Origin of the sequence: Acidaminococcus intestini DSM 21505 (genome assembly GCF_000425045.1) — a bacterium.
GTDB lineage: Bacteria > Bacillota > Negativicutes > Acidaminococcales > Acidaminococcaceae > Acidaminococcus > Acidaminococcus intestini.
The window spans coordinates 56,865-73,376 of record NZ_AULA01000005.1 but is presented as its reverse complement, the minus strand read 5'-3'; the positions used below and the strand labels follow the sequence as shown (position 1 = coordinate 73,376).

Sequence of the window (16,512 nt, the reverse complement as noted above, 5' to 3'; positions counted from 1 at the left end):
CCTACCCTTCTTTGAATAGAATATCGGCACCAACGGCTTTTTCCACATTTTCCTTGACCCGCTTCATCCCAAGTCCCAAGGACTTGCTGCCAGCAGGAATCGGAATAATAGCCGGGAAAGTCGCCGTCGCATATTCATCGATGACATCAGCCGCAAGACTTGCTGCCATTTCCGTAATGTAAATGACGACATACCCTTCATCAGCCAGTGTGTGGAGCCGTCGTTTGATCTGGTCCGGCTCTTGTTCATAAAATACATCAAAGCCTACTGCCTTGAAGATCATAACGGAGCTGGGATCACCGACAACAGCAATCTTATTCTTATCCATATCTTTCCTCCCAAGCTTCGCGATCTTATGTGTAGATTTCAGGCAGCTCTGCTTCAAAGCCGCCGGCAAGGGCCCCAAAAATCAGGCGCAGGGCCTCGGCTTCAACCTCGCGGGCATATAGGTACCCTACAATAGGCCCTAAGGAGTCCGTCTCCCATTTGGCAAGGCGGATGATCTGCATCTTGCCTTCCTGCATACGGCGGGCAATGATGCCGAGGTCTCCGGTCTGGGCAAATTCGTTGATAGCCTGGACGAGATCCGCACCATGGGCGCCCTGATTGAGGCGCGCCCCAAGCTGTTCAGGCGGCGTATCAAGGCATTCTTCAAAGACAGTCCGGGGAATCTCGCCGGCGTCGACGAGGACGAGGCGGAGCTGACTGAGCTCCCAATGGAGATTCTGGGCCCGGATCAGGCTCAGTGTATTTTGGAAATCGGCCCACAGGGAGAAATATGCTCGAATGAATCCTTTTTCGTGCTTTGCGTCCATGATTGCCTTGGCATGGCGGAACATCGCCCCATCCACCATAGCGCTGAAAACAAGGGGATCGGCCTCACGGCCGAGTTCCGACTCGATTTCATTCAGTGTATCGCGGTAGACTGGGGGCATGTCCTCGTAATACTTGGTCTGGATCATATCCTTTAGCGTATCAAGGGGGAAGTTTCCTCCATCACGAAGGATCTCGTCGGCACTTGTCCCCAAAAGGCGGGCCTTCAAAAGGGCCTTGATATTATGGGTATCGACGGGCAGGAGAAAAAGTCCTGTCAGTTCCGGATCGGGCGTCAGTTCCTTAATTCGTTTCCTCGTCAGCTGAAGCTGACCGCGGATGATGAGATCGATCTCGCCCGTGGCCAGTTCCTGCTCCGTTGCCGCATTTTCACCGTAACCGGTTTCCAAAAGCAGTTTCTGTGCTTCCTTAGTGGAACCGGCTTCGGCAATGCGGCGAAGCTGGGACGCCGATAACAAATGCGTGGAAAGGACGCTGATCCGGCCCAGGGCAAATTCAAAACTGGGCTGGGCCATGTTACTTCACCTCCGCGTCAAACAGGATCCCTGCTACGCGATATTCCTCCTCGCTGCGTACATCTCTCAGGAGCGTGGCGAAAGAGCCATCGTAGTCACAATCCTTCCCTCGGATGAGGATCCCTTCCTTGAAGGAAGCCGTCTCGCTGTCCAAGGTCATTTCACCTTTCTTTCCCTGGTCCACAAGGGTCTTGTTGATCTTGGAAAGAAAACCATTTTCATAGACTGCGCGGTCCTTAGCGGGTACAACCAGCGTTTCCGTCCCTTCCACATCACTTTGGGTGACGATGGCAAGGATCAGCTTTTCCCAGGTTTCTTGGGGAAGCTGGGACAAGCGGAGCGCTGCTTGGTCAAAGGCCTCCTGGATAACGGCCCGCTGAGCGGCAAGGCTGTCCTTGCGGCTCTTGAGGTCAGCAATCAGCATGAGACGGCCGGCCGCTTCCTTGGCATCTGCCTGGGCCTTTGCTTCAATCTCCGCTGCGGATTCCTTTGCTTTCCCGAGGATACGGCTCTTTTCCGCTTCCGCTTTTTGCTTTGCTTCCGCTTCAATCGCCGCCGCGCCCTGTCTAGCTTCTTCTTCTATCTTTTCAATGATTTTGTTGCCTGCCACGACGCGTCCACCTCTCTTTACAGTTTCACACCGTTGACCATGATGAAGGAAATCAGAAGGCTCAATACGGCGTACGTTTCAACCATAGCGGTCAAAATGATGCCTTTACCGGTTTCTTCCGGACGTTTTGCCGTCAGGTAGATACCGGAAGCAGCTACCTTGCCCTGATAGATACCAGAAAGCAGGCCGCCAATACCCATCGGCAGACCAGCAAAGAGAAGGGACAGGCCCTGATAAAGGGTGAGGTCCTTCGGAGCTCCGCTGACAAGACCAATATTCATGATGATGACAAACCCAATCAATAGACCGTAAATGCCCTGCGTACCAGGAAGGGCCTGAAGCACGAGAACCTTACCAAACTTATCCGGATCTTCACTGACAACGCCGCTGGCAGCCTGGCCGGCAATCCCGACACCCATGGCGCTGCCAACGCCGGCAAGGGCAGCCGCAATGGCGGCGCCGCAGATAGCAAGAGCTGTTCCTAAACTAATCATGATTCATATCCTCCTTAAATTGGCTTATTTCACGATATCCGTGTATTTGGTGCGAAGCGCCAGCGGAACAAACGCGCGGCCGCCTGCTTCATAGAACTTACCAAAGAATTCAATGTACTGCAGCCGGGAGCTGTGAACAAAAGCACCCAGGATGTTGATGATGATATTGAAGAAATGACCGCCTACAAGAACGACCACAGCGGCGGCTGTTCCCACAGGTCCAGCCGCAATGAGCATCTGGGCAACCGTATTGATGACCATGGCGATGACGCCCGTTGCTAGACCTAAGGCAAAGATACGGGAATAGCTCAAGAGGTCACTGAGGTAGCCACTGATGTTATAAAGGCTCAGGACACCGCCAATCAAGCGGCTCACGATTCCCTTCTTATCCCGTCCCCCAAATAGGACGATGATGGCAGCGCCCAAAAGGGCGATATCTTTTCCGATACTGCCTGGTACAAACGGCATGAGGAAAAGACCGGTAAAGAGGATGAGCCAGCTGAACTGGTCGCAGACAGCCCCCATGATGTCGCCATCGCGAATCAGGAGATAGGCCTTGGTCAGCATCCCCAGCGCCAGATGAAGGATGCCAAGGCCAAAGCAGAGGGCAAGCATCTTCAGTGGTTCATTCATAGGGACAAAAAGCAGCGGATGCCATTCCAGGCCAAACCAGCCGCCAAAAAGTGCCCCCCAGATAATGGTTGAGATACTGCCAAAGAGGCAGACCATAACGAGCTGACCGCCCAATCCCTGGGGTTTTACTTTCTTCATGACAAGATAAAGCAAGATCGTCAGGACAAGACCGTAGCCTGCATCAGAAAGCATCATTCCAAAGAAGATGAAATGGAACGGTGCCATTAAAAAATCAGGGTCGAGGGTCCCGGCCTTAGGAAGGGAGTAAAGCCCAATGACGGATTCATAAGGTGCCACAAACTTGTTGTTTTCAAGGACCGTCGGTGGGATTTCCCCTTCGTTAGGATTCCGGAAGGTCAGCTGGTAAGCATCCGTTACCCCGCTGATGACCTGTTCCACATGTGACTGCCTATCCCCGCGGATCCAGCCTGTTAGGACAAAGGCACGTTCTGTTTCGATGCCGGCATCGGCAAGGCGGTCCTTTTCCGCACTTAGCTGATCATAATAGAGCTCAACGGAGGCTTTATCCTTAGCCGCTTCCTTTGCTTCAAAGCGCAGTTTTTCGGCTTCGATTTCCCTGCCCTTCGCCTCTTCCGCCAGTTCTTTTGCCACGCACCGGGCAAGGCCGCTGCGCTTAGGAAGAACGGCTTCCGTAAATTCATGGTCCTTGAGGAGGTGTTTGACCCCTTCTTCCGCATCCTTGTGAGCAAGGACAACGAGGGCCTGTCCATCGGGAGCAAGGCCATAGGTCTTCATTTCCGCAAGAAGCGGTTCAAGGCCTTCCCGAACAGCGTCCACTTCCTTATCGGGCACAAAGCCTACAAACAGGCGGGTATCTTCCGTAAAACTCAGCTGTTCCAAGGGAATATCAAGGTCCAGCCAAGGATTCAGGCTCTCTATTTGGGTACGGAGGGTGGCTGCTTCACTGTCAAGAGAGGCCACCCGATTAGCCAAGGTATCCACCCGTTCCGTGACCTTCTCACCCGTTTGACTGGGCGTTAGGAAAGCATCATAGGACAGTTCCGTCCGCTTGGGAAAGAGACCTCCCTTGGCCCCGTTCTGCGCCATAAAACGCAGGACCTGACCGGTCTTTTCCAATTGGGCGCTCACTTCTTCCGCGCCTTCAAGGCCTTTTTTCTCCCCTTCGGATTCAATCATGACACTGCCATCTTTCTGCAGGGCCATGAGCAGGGCGTCGCGATCTTGCTTGAGCGCATAAAGCGTCCATTTTTTCATTTTGACTAGCATTCGATCACGACCTTTTCCATAATGTACTTCACCGCATTGTCAAGACGGGCGCGGGCGGCCTCCGCCTTTTGCCGGTCTTCTTCGGCCTTTCGGGCGACAAAGGCATCAGCTTCCTTATGGGCCTTTGCTTCTGCTTCCGAAACGGTCTTCTGCGCTGCCTCCCGGGCCTTTGCCACGAGGGCGTCCGCTTCCTTCCGGGCTTCTTCCTGGGCATCGCGCAAAAGCGTGCGGGCAGCTGCCGTCTTTTCTTTCTTCAGTTCATCAGCAGCCTTTTCTGCAGCTTTGATATCTTCTAACATGGACATGGTCTCACCACCTTTGCTCCATTAATGTGCAGCGTAAAACTGTACATTTTCCCCTACTTCCTCGCAAAAAGAAGATGAAAAACATAACAGCTTATTTCATTATACAATATTTCAGTCAAGAATTGTCAAAAATTCTTTGGATTTTTTAAAATAATTCTATTTTAAGAACTTATATTATTTCCCTTTATGACCTGCCATCGCGATAAGGTCCGGAAAACAGTGGGAAAAGTGCTGAAACCCCGCATTCCTCCTTATTTTTTAAAGCGAATTGTTCACAAAAAATCCATAAAAAAACTGCCGCTTCACGCAGCAGTTTTTATCCACAAAGAAACGAACCCTGTTTTAGCAGAGGTCAAAGACCTACACGATGGCTCCACAGCGGATAAGCACACAGGAGCACGGTCACAAGGAGCATGAAATAATCCCACACGCCAAGTTTCATAGGCCGGCGATTGCGGTACGTATTGGGCCCAAAGCCCTTAAGTTCCATAGAAAGGGCAAGCGTGTCCGACTTGGCGACAGCCCGCATGACAAGGGGTTTGACAACAGCCAGATAGGCAAATAGACGTTTCAAGGCATTGCCGCGGTTGGAATACCCCCGACAGGACTGGGCGTCAAGGGTGATGGCGCTGTCTGACAGGAAATCCGGTACAAAGCGCAGGGCAGTCGTGAGCATAAAAGCATACTCATAGGGCATATGGAACTTTTCTACAAGAGCCTGGGAAATATCCTGGATCTTCGTCGATGCCAAAAGGCAGAGGAAGGCCGTTGTCATAACAAACATCCGCAGGCCGCCCGTCAGGGCCACTTCAAGACTCGAGCCAAAAAGCATCTGGAAGATAATCATGAGAGCCGTAAAGACCGTCAAGGTTCCGATGGCCGCCATGGTGGCGCGGTCCCGTTTAATATAAAGAAGGATGACAAGTTCCAAGGCAAGGATCATGGCAACAGCCGGGATAGGAAGCAAAAAGACCCAGGCTGTGACAGCAAGGACGAGGACAAGGCGCGTAAACGCAGTCAATTTCATTTTCCCTCGCCTCCTTTCAGCGCAAGCTTGCTGCAGAGCTCTTCCGGCGTCGTCACACCCGTTACTTTCATTTGCGCGCAGATGCGGGAAAGAATAGGCTGTTTCAGTCCCCACGCCTCAATGGGACGCTTGCCGTCAAAAAGCTCCGCTGTAAGGCCATCATAGACGAGGTCCCCATGGGACAGGACGAGGGCCCGTGTTGTATAAGTTCGGGCAATATCCATATCATGGGTAATGAGGATGAGTGTCATATGGCGCTCCTGCTGAAGTCTGCCAAGATACGCCATCATATGACACTTTTCCTGTTCGTCCTGCCCGTTGGTGATTTCATCAAGGATCAAGGTCTTAGGCTGAAGCGCAAGGGCCGTCGCAACGCCAAGGCGGCGTTTCTGACCAAAGGAAAGGGCCCGCGGATAACGGTCCAAAAAAGGCGTCAGTCCCATGGCCTCCACGGCATCCCGCACCTGACGGTCAATGGTGGATCGAGGAAGCTTCTTATTGGCGAGCCCATAGGCCACTTCTTCATAGACCGTATCCCCCAAGATCTGCAGGTCTGGATTCTGGAATACGTAGCCAATCTGGTCGGCCAGGTCTGCCGGTTCAAAATTGACAATATCCCGGCCATCGATGAGGACTTGCCCGCTGCGGGGATGATTGAGGGCCATAAAAAGACGGCTCAGGGTTGTTTTGCCGCTTCCATTATGCCCCAAAAGGGCCACCGCCTCCCCATCATGGATGGTACAGCTGATATCGTTCAAGACGGGTATGCCCCGCCGATAGGCAAAGGTTACGGTTTTTGCTTCAATCATGGTCTTTCTCCTTTTCAAAGCGTTCCGCAAGTTCCTGCAGGGCTGCCGCTTCACTGCGCCAATCCTGCAGTGTTACGGGGTACTTTGCTTCAAGGCCCAGTTTGATGCGCCACAGTTCAGGGAGGTTGGCCCGGAGTGATTCCTGGGGAAAGGCCCGGCGGGCGGCTTCCTCAAAGGGACCTTGAACCTTGATCTTTCCTGTTTCCATAAGCACCATATGAGTCATGTAGGGCAGCAGATAATTAAGGTCATGTTCCACAACGACAACGGTCATTCCGTGGGCTTTATGGATCCGGTCCACAAGGGCATACAGGGAACGAGCCCCATCAGGGTCCATGGCCGAAACCGGTTCATCAAGGATAAGGATATCAGGACGTGTCGCAAGGACGGAGGCCAAAAGCAGGCGCTGCCGCTGTCCGCCCGACAGCTCATCAAGCTGGTAGTTTTCCCGGTCCGGCAATCCGACGTCATTTAAGGCCTCTTTGACGCGGGCGTCGACTTCATCAGGACTGAAACCGTGATTCAAAAGGCTGAAACTGATTTCCTCACCTGCCGTGAGGGAGACCATCTGGCTTTCGTAATCATCAAGCATAATGCCAACGCGCATGGCAAGATCCGAAATCTTTTTATCGCGGATATCTTCGCCGAGCACTTCTACCGCCCCGGCATAGCGGCCGCCATAGTAGGTCGGCACAATCCCCGTCATGGCCCGGCAGAGAGTCGTCTTGCCGGCGCCGCTGGGTCCTGCGATGGCCGTAAAGGAACCTTTTTCAACGGAAAGATTGATATCCTTCAAAAGAACATCGCTCTGGGGATAGGCGTAATAAAATCCCGAAAGACGGATGACACTGTCACTCATGGTCTTCACCTCCTGTCGTATGGAATACCTTTTCTACCGGCCTATAAAGGACCTGGGTAATGAGTGCATTGAGGACAGCAACGACAAGCACGACAGGCAGCATGACCTTGAGCCACGTGGAAAAGGGAAGACCCAGGACAATACAGAGGATGTTCGTGAAAACAGAACCACTCACAAGGGTGGCAAAAAAGCCGATGATAAGGGGGACCAGACGAAATTTTCCCAGATGGAGGGAGACAAAAGCCTTCACAAGAAGGCAGGCTGTCAAGGACCCTGCAATTTCACTGGCAATGTTGCCCAAAGGAAATGCCGATTTGGAAGAAGGCACAATGGTAAGCCCTGCCACAAATCCCGTCCCCAGGGCGCGCAAAAGACCAGGATGAGTCAAATTGGTGGTTATGGAATACATGGCAATGGTCCAGTTGGGCGTCACCCCGCCCACATTGGGACTGATGGTATGCAAAATGACACCAATGGCAAGCAGCAGGGCTGTAATGGCCACCCAGCGGTGACTGTCCCTCGCAGCTTCCACGGTGATGAGTTCCGGTACTTCTTTTTCCATCTCCTATCCTTCCTTTCTTCCGTTGTAATGGATTATCTTCCTAGTGTATTTTTTTCAGATGGCAATGTCAATGGCATTTCCCCCAGATTGGCAAAAATCCACGCAAAAAGGAAGCTGTCTGAAAAAGACAGCCTCCCTTAGCCGCATAAACGGTCTTTCCTGAGTGTCCCGCTTATTATGCATATTTTCTTTTAAGGAACTCCCCACCCACTTGCGGAAAAAGAAGATACGTAAGGATATCTTCCTCACTTTTTGCAATGTCTCGGCTTGCGGAAACGCCCGCCTGCCAGCCCGGTGCAATCAGGTCAGCTGGGCGACAGGAAAGCGGTTCCAACTCCTTACGAAGGACGAGCTTCTTAAGAACTTCCGCAACAGGTCCAGGCGCTTTACCATATTTCCCGAGGACGTAATCCTTCACTTCCTTTAAAAGGACCTTGTAGCGGCCCCCGCTCATGACATTCATCGTAGCCTGGGCGCCGCACATTTGAGAAAAAGGTGTCCCCAACGGGGGATAGCCCAGATCACGGCGAACAGCGACCACTTCCTTAAGGACCTCCGGCAGGTGGGTTTCCGCATTGAGCTGGGCAAGCTGGAATTCCAGGTTGCTCCGCATCCCGCCAGGGATCTGATGACGCACTACGTTGATGTCAACCCCGCGCAGCTTTGATTCATATTCATGATGGGCCTGCCGCACCTTTTGGAGGTGAGCCGTAATGGGCGCTAGCTTCGTATAGTCAAGTCCTGTATCGCGTTCCGTGCCGGCAAGGACGGCAATCAAGCTTTCCGCGCAAGGATGCCCGGTTCCCAAGGCAAAAGCAGCTGTGTCCACATCTACCACATCGACACCGGCACGGATAACTTCCCAGTAGGTAATATCTGTCATCCCGCCTACACAGTGCGCATGATAGTGGACCGGCACATCAAAGGTTGCCTTCAAGGCCTTGACGGTCTCTACCGCTTCCCGGGGCGTCTTCATCCCGCCCATGTCTTCGAGATGAAGGGCCGTGGCACCAATGTCAAGATAGTCCCGCGCCGTCTTTATGAAAGATTCCACCGTGTGGACAGGACTTGACGTAAACTGAAGATTGGCTTCCACCTTCTTCCCGGCTTTAAGGGCAGCTTCGGCAGCGCGGCGCACATTGCGCACATCGTTGAGGCCGTCAAAGATGAGGAAAATGTCAATGCCGTCACGAGCTGCGGCGGCAACAAAATGATCGACCACATCATCCGGGTAAGGAGCATAGCCCAAAAGATTCTGTCCCCGCAGAAGCATACGCAGGGGCGTCTTCTTCACATGAGCCTTGATTATGCGCAGACGCTCCCAGGGATCTTCTCCCAAAAAGCGGATGCACGCGTCAAAGGTCGCACCGCCCCAGACTTCCAGGGCATCAAAGCCAAATTCATCAAGCGGCTTCAGAACGGGAAGCATTTCCTCCGTCGTCATGCGGGTCGCGATGGCGGCCTGCTGGCCATCACGAAGGTCACAGGACACAAGGCGTACAGGACATAACATGTTCATTCTCCTTTTTACATCAAAAGCTGCGCGGGCAGCCAGTTCAGTGGGCATAAGCAACGGCCTTTCTCCCAAGGCCGGCTGCGTTAGAGGGCAAAAGTCACGCAAACGGGACTATGCGTCTTAATGACATGTTCACCATCATGGAGGCGGCCCGTTTGGGGATCGACATCAAAGATACGGATAGACGCGCCCAGTTCATTGGCCGCAACGAGCATAGACCCATCAGGTACCATACCGATGAAGCGGGGCTGTTTGCCTTTTGTAGGGATCCACTGAACCAGGGAAAGTTTTCCCGTTGCAGGGTCTGCAGCAAAAACGCTCACCAAATCTGCCTTGCGATTCGACACATAGACAAAACGGCCGCCGGGAGCAGACACGATACCGCTTGCCCAGCCATCATCAGTGAAGGTATCAGGCAGGGTTGGCACAATCTGGAAGGGGGATAAGGTCCCTTTTTTTGTGTCAAAATGATAGGCCGTGACGGTGTAATCCTTTTCATTGGAACCATAGCAACAGCCCTTGGGACCAGCAAAGGTCAGATGGCGGGGTTCCGCAATCTCGCGGCTGGGCACCCGATCTGTCGGGGTCAGCGTGCCGTCGTGGTTGATCTTGAAAACGTCAACCTGTCCAAAGCCATGTTCCCGACCCTGGCATGAAACAAGCAGATATTCCCGGGACGGATCTTGAAGGACCTGATGGGGATGAGAAAAATAGTCTTTCTCTTTGCCAGGAAGGACATATTGATTGACACAGCTGCCCACCGTTCCATCTTCCCGGCGTTCAATGACAGAAACTGTGCCCGTTGCAAGGTTTGCCACATAGATCCACTTGTTGCAACGGTCCATGGACAGGTGGACCGGGTTCTTTCCTTCTGTACTTGCCGTATGGAGATAGGTCAGGCGCCCCGTCTTCCGGTCCCGTTTGAAAGCACTGATTTCGCTGAAGTCACCGTGGACGGAATAGAGGAAATTCCCGGTTTCGTCAAAGCATTGGAAAGAAGGGTTCACCAAATCCCCCACGACTTGGATGAGCTTCCAGTCATGACCATGTACTTCGTAAACGGAAATTCCTTTTCCCGTGGCATTGCGTTCCTTTGTCGTTCTCGATCCAACGTAAGCAAACATGAGCATTCTCCTTTTCAGCAGTAAATCAATACACAATCAGTTTGGTCCCACCTACAAGGGAAAAGACCACGACAAGCATAACAGCACAAAAAGACAGGAGGAAAAGTTTCAGGAACATCTTCGACAAATCTTCCGACGAAGCCACTTCGTTCTGGGCTACCGTCGCCATGATGAGGCTGCCGCCTGTGGAAAGAGGGCTGATGCCGGCTACCGTTGCGGCCCCGACCACGCTAACAAGCATATCGACAAGGCGTAGCTCGCCGCCTACCTTGGCAATGATTTCAGGCAGGGTCGGAATGAGGGTTGGAAAGACAACGCCGTTGGCCGAGCTGAACCAGCTCATAAAACCGGCCGTAGCAGCAATGAGCCCGGCCGCCGTGCCTTCCGTCATAAGGGAGGCCAAGAGGTCTGCCAAAAGTTTGATCCCGCCTGCTTTTTTGATGACGCTCATAAGAACGCTGATGCCGCAGATAAGAATCAGGACATTCCAAGGAACAAGCTTTACAGGACGCTTTTTGTCCGCCGCTCCGACAAGCATGAGAAGAAACGCAAGGAAGAAAGAGACAAACCCTACATCCATACGGAAGATGACAACCATGACAACAAGGGCAGCAAGGCAGATCTTCTGTTCCCGCGTAAAGGCTTCACCGCCCACGTTCTGAAGATTCGCGTCAAGGGTCATCCGATAACCGCCCAAGACCACATAAAAGATAGCGGCAATAAAGACGTTTGCTGCCGTAACGCCGTAAAAGACAGGAACCGCAATGCCCGGCACATGGAGGGAAGCCGTGAGGTCTTTTACGATGATTCCCGTCAGGGCAATGGGGGATGCCGTCCCACCAACAGCCCCCAAGATGGCCATGACGGCCATAAGGATGGGGTTCGCCTTCATCTGGACTGCAAGGCTGACAGCAAAGATGACCATGACGGACTGGACAGAAATGGCGCCCGGCCCGGCGGCACTCATGACGTAGGAAACCACATAGATCACGACAGGCATGAGAAAGGGCCTCGTTTTAAATAAACTGATAATTTTTCTCGAAAGAAGTTCCAAGGTCTGGTTATCCTGCAGGAGGGCAAAAAAGTACATCGTTCCCAAAAGGGTCAGAAAAAGCTTGGTTGGAAAACCAGCGACAAGGACTTTGACGCTTATCCCCATTGCGGCCGTCAAGATAAAGCCCAGGGCCAGGGATACGATTCCTACATTGATGTTTTTCCAAAAGCCAATGGCGATGGCTACAATCAGGACCAGCAGTGAAATGGTTTGCATCAGTTCTCCTCTTTTCCATCAAATCATGAAGAAAGAGGAAACAGGACCTTTATCTGGCCTGTTCTGTCCTCGTTTCCTCTTGATAGCGCGTTTAAGGTTTCTTCCTGATAGCTGGGTTTATTTCCCCAGTTTGTAGAAGTTGATGAGACTACCGGCAAGAAGGACTTGCTTTTCTGCTTCCGTCACATCAGGAAGGTTCAGCTTCATCACTCTCGTCTTCCCATCTTCAGAAATGACCGTAGCCTCCACTTCTGTCAAACCTTTTTCCACAGAATTGCGTATGTTCGACAGGTAGATGTATTCACCGGGCTGAAGGTCGATAGGATCGGTTCCGTAGGTGAAAGGCAGGATGCCCCAGTTAACACAGTTGGAGCGATACCGTTTCGTTGCGTATTCGATACAGATATTGGCAAAGCCGCCTAGGACTTTTTGGCAGCTTGCTGCATATTCACGGGCACTGCCGTCACCAGGCCGTTTTGCATAAAGAACGCTGCCAATGCCCGTATGGTTCATGAGGCGGTCCTTAGGCACGAAAATACCGGCCTTTTCCAAGATGGAGAAGTATTCCATGGCCGTTTTCTCATCACCCTTAAGCCGAGCCCGTTCAAATTCGCGGACTGTCTTGGCACGGCCCACGTATTTCGGGTCCTTACGGATCAAGGTGAATGCGGAAATTTTTTCCGGATTGGAACGATAGGATGCCGTTTCACCGGAAGGAATGAGTTCATCCGTCGTCGTGACTTCATCATGGATGACGCTTGCCACCTTAAGCAGAAGGTCATCTGCCAATTCCGTCATATCAGGCCAGTCGCGGATATCCGGACCATAGACCATTTCCACATCCTTTTCGGCTTTCTTGAAGCCGTTATAGACCGTATTTTCATAGATCTGGCTGTTGAAGTGGTACTTTGGATAGGTAATATCCTGCCATACGTCTTCCGCACTCGTCAGTTTACCGCCGTTAAAGCTCGTTGCAGCAATGCTGCGGGAATCCATGAGGGCAACACAGGAGAACTGGTTCATGGCTGGGTTAGAGCCTTCGCGGTTCGGGAAGTTGCGCGTTGTGTGGCGAATGGAGAATTCGTTGTTGGCAGGTGTATCGCCGGCGCCAAAGCAAGGTCCGCAAAAAGCACTCTTTACGCGGACCCCGTAGTCCATGAGGGTCTTGATGGTCCCGGCTTCCATGAGGGCTGTCATGATCGGCTGACTGGCAGGATAAACGTTGAAGTTGAAGCTACCGACGCCGTGATTCATATATTCAGCCATCTTGCCGACGGCATAGAGGTTTTCAAAAGAACCAGAACAGCAGCCTGCGATGACGCCCTGGTCAACATAGAGCTTGCCGTCGTCATGGATCTTTCCGGCAAGGTTCCAATGGACGTTAGGGTTATTTTCAAAGGTGCGCTTGGCATTTTTGTCGATGATGGAAAGGGCTTCCTTCGGATCGGCAATGATTTCCTTCAGGCTGTAGACATTGCTCGGATGGAACGGAAGGGCAATGACCGGTTCAATCGTATCGAGGTTGACTTCAATGACCTTGTCATAAAGTGCGGCATCGTCCGGTTTCATTTCCTTGTAATCTTCAGGACGGCCGTGGATGGCAAAGTATTCTTCCGTCTTTGCGTCCGTCGTCCACAGTGAGGACAGACACGTCGATTCCGTCGTCATCGTATCGATGCCATTGCGAAAATCCATGGACAGGTTCTCAACGCCAGGACCAACAAATTCGAGAACGCAGTTCTTGACAAAACCGTTCTTGAAGACTTCGCCGATGATGGAAAGGATAACGTCCATGGGACCAACCCAAGGTTTCGGCATTCCTGTCATGAATACGGCAACGACTTTCGGGTACTTCAGGGCATAGGACTTACCCAGCATGGCTTTGGCAAGTTCCGGCCCGCCTTCGCCAATGGACAGAGAGCCCAGGGATCCATACCGCGTATGGCTGTCGGAAACGATGGACATATCGCCGGCACTCACGATCATTTCCCGCATGTACTGATGGATGACCGCTTCATGGGGCGGGACAAAGATGCCTCCGTATTTCTTGCACGCCGAAAGGGCGTATTTATGAACGTCTTCGTTGATCGTACCGCCGACAGCGTTCAGACAATTGTGGCAGTTCGTGAAGACGCAGGGCATAGGAAATTCCTTGAGCCCGCTGGCAATGGCCGTCTGCAGGATGCCAACATAGGTGTTGTCATAGACCCCCATGGAATCAAACTTGATGCTGAGGTTTTCCCTATCGTTCGTCTGACAGTGGGCCTTCAGGACCTTGTAGGTCATGGTTCCCTTCCGCGCGGTTTCAGGGGTCGTGCCAACCTTCTCCTTCCCGCTGCGGATTACTTTATTTCTCATGACATAGGTCGGTTCGCCGTATAACTTGATCATGTTCCCTCTCCTTTTTTCAAGAATCTTTTTTAGCTATCCTTACCGGATGTAGACCGTACCATCCATGATGCGGCGGGCTGTCCGGAGAACGCCACCCTTGACGACGCGGTCACCGTCCATTTCCATATCCACATCCGTAACACCGCTGGCGTGTCCCAGCATGAACTGATGCTGGCCTTCCTTCGGCTTTACAATTTCGTTCACAAGAGTTCCCGGAATAAGTGCCGCAGCCCCCGTGCAGACCGTCACTGTCATGGGATAAGCCTTATGGAGAGCGCCGACAGAAATGCCGCGGACACATAGGTCCATAGATTCCTTCTTGACCGTCTCCCCATCCATGTTCACATAATCCTGTGGTTCGGATATGATGGAAACCTTCGGGATTGACGTGCATTTTGTGCGGGCGTCTTCCCAGTTGTCTACAAGACCGCAAGCCTTGGCAGCAAGGCAGCGAACGCGTTCAATATGTTCCATGACGGACTTATTGGCGTTTAGTTCCATAAGTTCCGTCCCTTTGATGCCGAGGTCCTTGGCCCGGATGAAGACAACTGGGTTGGAGCAATCCATGATGGTTACTTCGATAGGGCCATAGTCCGGCACATCAAGGGTATCCCTCTTACTGCCCGTGGGCAGGAGTTTTCCCGTTGCCGCACCGGCAGGATCCATGAAGTACATATCGATTGGGGATCCCGTTCCCGGAACCCCTTTGATGGTAGCGTCACCATAGACATCGGCGTGACCATCCTTGACGCGGACATGTTCTTCGATGATTTTTTTCGTGTTCGTGTTGTAGACCTTGACAACCGTAATCGGTTCGACCGCTTCCACAAGCCCTTCATCTATCGCATAGGGCCCTACCGCTGAGGATATATTGCCGCAGTTGGCATTCCAGCCCAACGTTGGCTGTTTAATATCAACCTGACAGAATGTATAATCTACGTCAGCATCGAGTCTTGTCGATTTGGCAATAATGGCGACCTTGCTCGTCGAAGATACAGTGCCTCCCATACCATCAATCTGTTTGACGTCCGGTGTGCCCATGACTTTCAAAAAAATTTCATCCCAGGCTTTGGGCTCTTCCGGAAGATCCTCTTTATGGAAGAACACCGCTTTGCTCGTCCCGCCCCGCATATAGACACAGGGGAATTTTCTTACCGCCATGATTTTTGCCTCCTTGGTACTTGCTTTGTGATACAATATTCTCTATACGACTTTATATAATAAATTTCCATTCCAGAAAGGAATTGAAAATGGATACGAAAAAACTCGCTTATTTTCTCCGCCTCCACGAAAACGGGAATATCACCCACACAGCCAAAGAAGCCTTTCTAACTCAATCGGCCCTGACGAAGATGATCCAAGGCTGGGAAGAGGAATTCCACTGCAAACTGCTTACCCGTTCCCGCAAAGGGGTCCGCTTTACACGGGAAGGAGAACTGTTTGTCACCTTGTGCCAGCAGGTCCTTGCTCTCGAAAAAACCTTCCGAGAAGATGTATCGTCAGCGGCCGATGAGCTCACAGGATCCATCACCATTGGGGTCTCCTTAAACTACATGAGCCGCCATTTTCCGACCATCCTGCGCCGCTTTACCCAGACGTATCCCCGCGTCCATCTGACCGTCATAGATTCCCACAGTGAAAAACTCTACAGCGATCTATTGAACCACAAACTAGATATTGCCATCGTCCGCGGCGATTACAAATGGTTCGATACGAAAATTCTCCTTGATTCAGAGCCCTTCTGCCTCGTGAGCTGCCACCCCCTCACGGAAGAAACCCTCTGCCAAGAACCCTATGTGGGACACCGAACAGATATGGACACCAAGTTCAGCATTGACCGCTGGTTCTTTGAAAAAAAACTCACCGTTCCTGACGCCGCTCTATGGCTTGGCAGTATCGATGCCTGCCGCGATGTCATCCAAGAAGGTTTTGGCTGGTCCATCCTGCCCAAGATTTGTCTCACGGAGTTCCAAGGAAACCTGGCACCCATGACCTTCCAAGATGGAACCCCATTCCTGCGCCACACCTATGCCCTCATCTCTCATGGAGAATCAACCGCACCCCATGTCCAGGCCTTTCTGGAAGCCTTGATGACTTATCACAAGATTCTGTAATTTTCTTCCTCTCGATTGTACTGCCCCATTTTCATTCTGTAAAATGATGGTTAATGATGATTAACATTCCTAATTAGAATTTTAATTTCAAAGGCACAACGCCTTGACAACCAGGATGGTCTCCCGTATAATAAATTCACTCATCAGAGGGTACGCTGTTCAAAAGAAACAGTACGCCGGATAAGATGACAGGCTGAAATG

The 16,512-nt window shown here is 52.0% G+C and carries 16 protein-coding genes; 1 reads left to right on the top strand and 15 read right to left on the bottom strand.

Annotation, left to right across the window (positions count from 1 at the left end; translation table 11 throughout):
• Position 1: 1 nt before the first annotated feature.
• The 15 genes from H503_RS0102350 to H503_RS0102275 form a co-directional block, all read right to left on the bottom strand.
• The gene (locus H503_RS0102350; protein WP_009015092.1) at positions 2 to 328 is read right to left on the bottom strand and encodes a V-type ATP synthase subunit F; all 327 of its coding nucleotides are present in this window, start codon (positions 326 to 328) and stop codon (positions 2 to 4) included.
• 25 nt (positions 329 to 353) lie between these two features.
• A complete protein-coding gene (locus H503_RS0102345; RefSeq protein WP_009015093.1) occupies positions 354 to 1,349 on the bottom strand; it encodes a V-type ATPase subunit in 996 nt (331 codons plus the stop codon).
• 1 nt (position 1,350) lies between these two features.
• On the bottom strand, positions 1,351 to 1,959 hold the full coding sequence (locus H503_RS0102340) for a V-type ATP synthase subunit E (protein ID WP_009015094.1): 609 nt from the start codon (positions 1,957 to 1,959) through the stop codon (positions 1,351 to 1,353).
• 17 nt (positions 1,960 to 1,976) lie between these two features.
• Entirely contained in the window at positions 1,977 to 2,453 is a 477-nt protein-coding gene (locus tag H503_RS0102335) for a V-type ATP synthase subunit K (RefSeq protein ID WP_009015095.1), read from the bottom strand.
• A gap of 24 nt (positions 2,454 to 2,477) precedes the next feature.
• Complete coding sequence (locus H503_RS0102330; protein ID WP_026385412.1) at positions 2,478 to 4,334, bottom strand: V-type ATP synthase subunit I; 1,857 nt, start codon at positions 4,332 to 4,334, stop codon at positions 2,478 to 2,480.
• On the bottom strand, positions 4,328 to 4,639 hold the full coding sequence (locus H503_RS0102325) for a hypothetical protein (protein WP_009015097.1): 312 nt from the start codon (positions 4,637 to 4,639) through the stop codon (positions 4,328 to 4,330). The genes H503_RS0102330 and H503_RS0102325 overlap by 7 nt, the downstream gene beginning before the upstream one ends.
• Positions 4,640 to 4,991: 352 nt before the next feature.
• On the bottom strand, positions 4,992 to 5,666 hold the full coding sequence (locus tag H503_RS0102320) for an energy-coupling factor transporter transmembrane component T (protein ID WP_014128049.1): 675 nt from the start codon (positions 5,664 to 5,666) through the stop codon (positions 4,992 to 4,994).
• Complete coding sequence (locus H503_RS0102315; protein ID WP_014128048.1) at positions 5,663 to 6,475, bottom strand: energy-coupling factor ABC transporter ATP-binding protein; 813 nt, start codon at positions 6,473 to 6,475, stop codon at positions 5,663 to 5,665. Before H503_RS0102315 ends, H503_RS0102320 begins: the two co-directional genes overlap by 4 nt.
• The gene (locus H503_RS0102310) at positions 6,468 to 7,334 is read right to left on the bottom strand and encodes an energy-coupling factor ABC transporter ATP-binding protein (protein ID WP_016459843.1); all 867 of its coding nucleotides are present in this window, start codon (positions 7,332 to 7,334) and stop codon (positions 6,468 to 6,470) included. The genes H503_RS0102315 and H503_RS0102310 overlap by 8 nt, the downstream gene beginning before the upstream one ends.
• Positions 7,327 to 7,896, bottom strand: coding sequence for a tryptophan transporter (locus tag H503_RS0102305; RefSeq protein WP_009015101.1), 570 nt, complete (start codon positions 7,894 to 7,896; stop codon positions 7,327 to 7,329). Before H503_RS0102305 ends, H503_RS0102310 begins: the two co-directional genes overlap by 8 nt.
• A 175-nt stretch (positions 7,897 to 8,071) precedes the next feature.
• Complete coding sequence (locus H503_RS0102295; protein ID WP_016459844.1) at positions 8,072 to 9,409, bottom strand: pyruvate carboxylase subunit B; 1,338 nt, start codon at positions 9,407 to 9,409, stop codon at positions 8,072 to 8,074.
• 86 nt (positions 9,410 to 9,495) lie between these two features.
• Positions 9,496 to 10,536 (bottom strand): lactonase family protein, encoded by a 1,041-nt coding sequence (locus tag H503_RS0102290; protein WP_021737373.1) that lies wholly within the window; start codon positions 10,534 to 10,536, stop codon positions 9,496 to 9,498.
• 25 nt (positions 10,537 to 10,561) lie between these two features.
• Positions 10,562 to 11,806, bottom strand: coding sequence for an SLC13 family permease (locus H503_RS0102285; RefSeq protein WP_026385411.1), 1,245 nt, complete (start codon positions 11,804 to 11,806; stop codon positions 10,562 to 10,564).
• Between the two features lie 117 nt (positions 11,807 to 11,923).
• Positions 11,924 to 14,197, bottom strand: coding sequence for a hydratase (locus H503_RS0102280; protein WP_014128044.1), 2,274 nt, complete (start codon positions 14,195 to 14,197; stop codon positions 11,924 to 11,926).
• A gap of 39 nt (positions 14,198 to 14,236) precedes the next feature.
• Positions 14,237 to 15,358 (bottom strand): 2-methylaconitate cis-trans isomerase PrpF family protein, encoded by a 1,122-nt coding sequence (locus H503_RS0102275; RefSeq protein ID WP_009015106.1) that lies wholly within the window; start codon positions 15,356 to 15,358, stop codon positions 14,237 to 14,239.
• A gap of 89 nt (positions 15,359 to 15,447) precedes the next feature.
• Here H503_RS0102275 and H503_RS0102270 point away from each other — a divergent pair, with 89 nt between their 5' ends.
• Entirely contained in the window at positions 15,448 to 16,311 is an 864-nt protein-coding gene (locus H503_RS0102270; RefSeq protein WP_009015107.1) for a LysR family transcriptional regulator, read from the top strand.
• Positions 16,312 to 16,512: the final 201 nt, after the last annotated feature.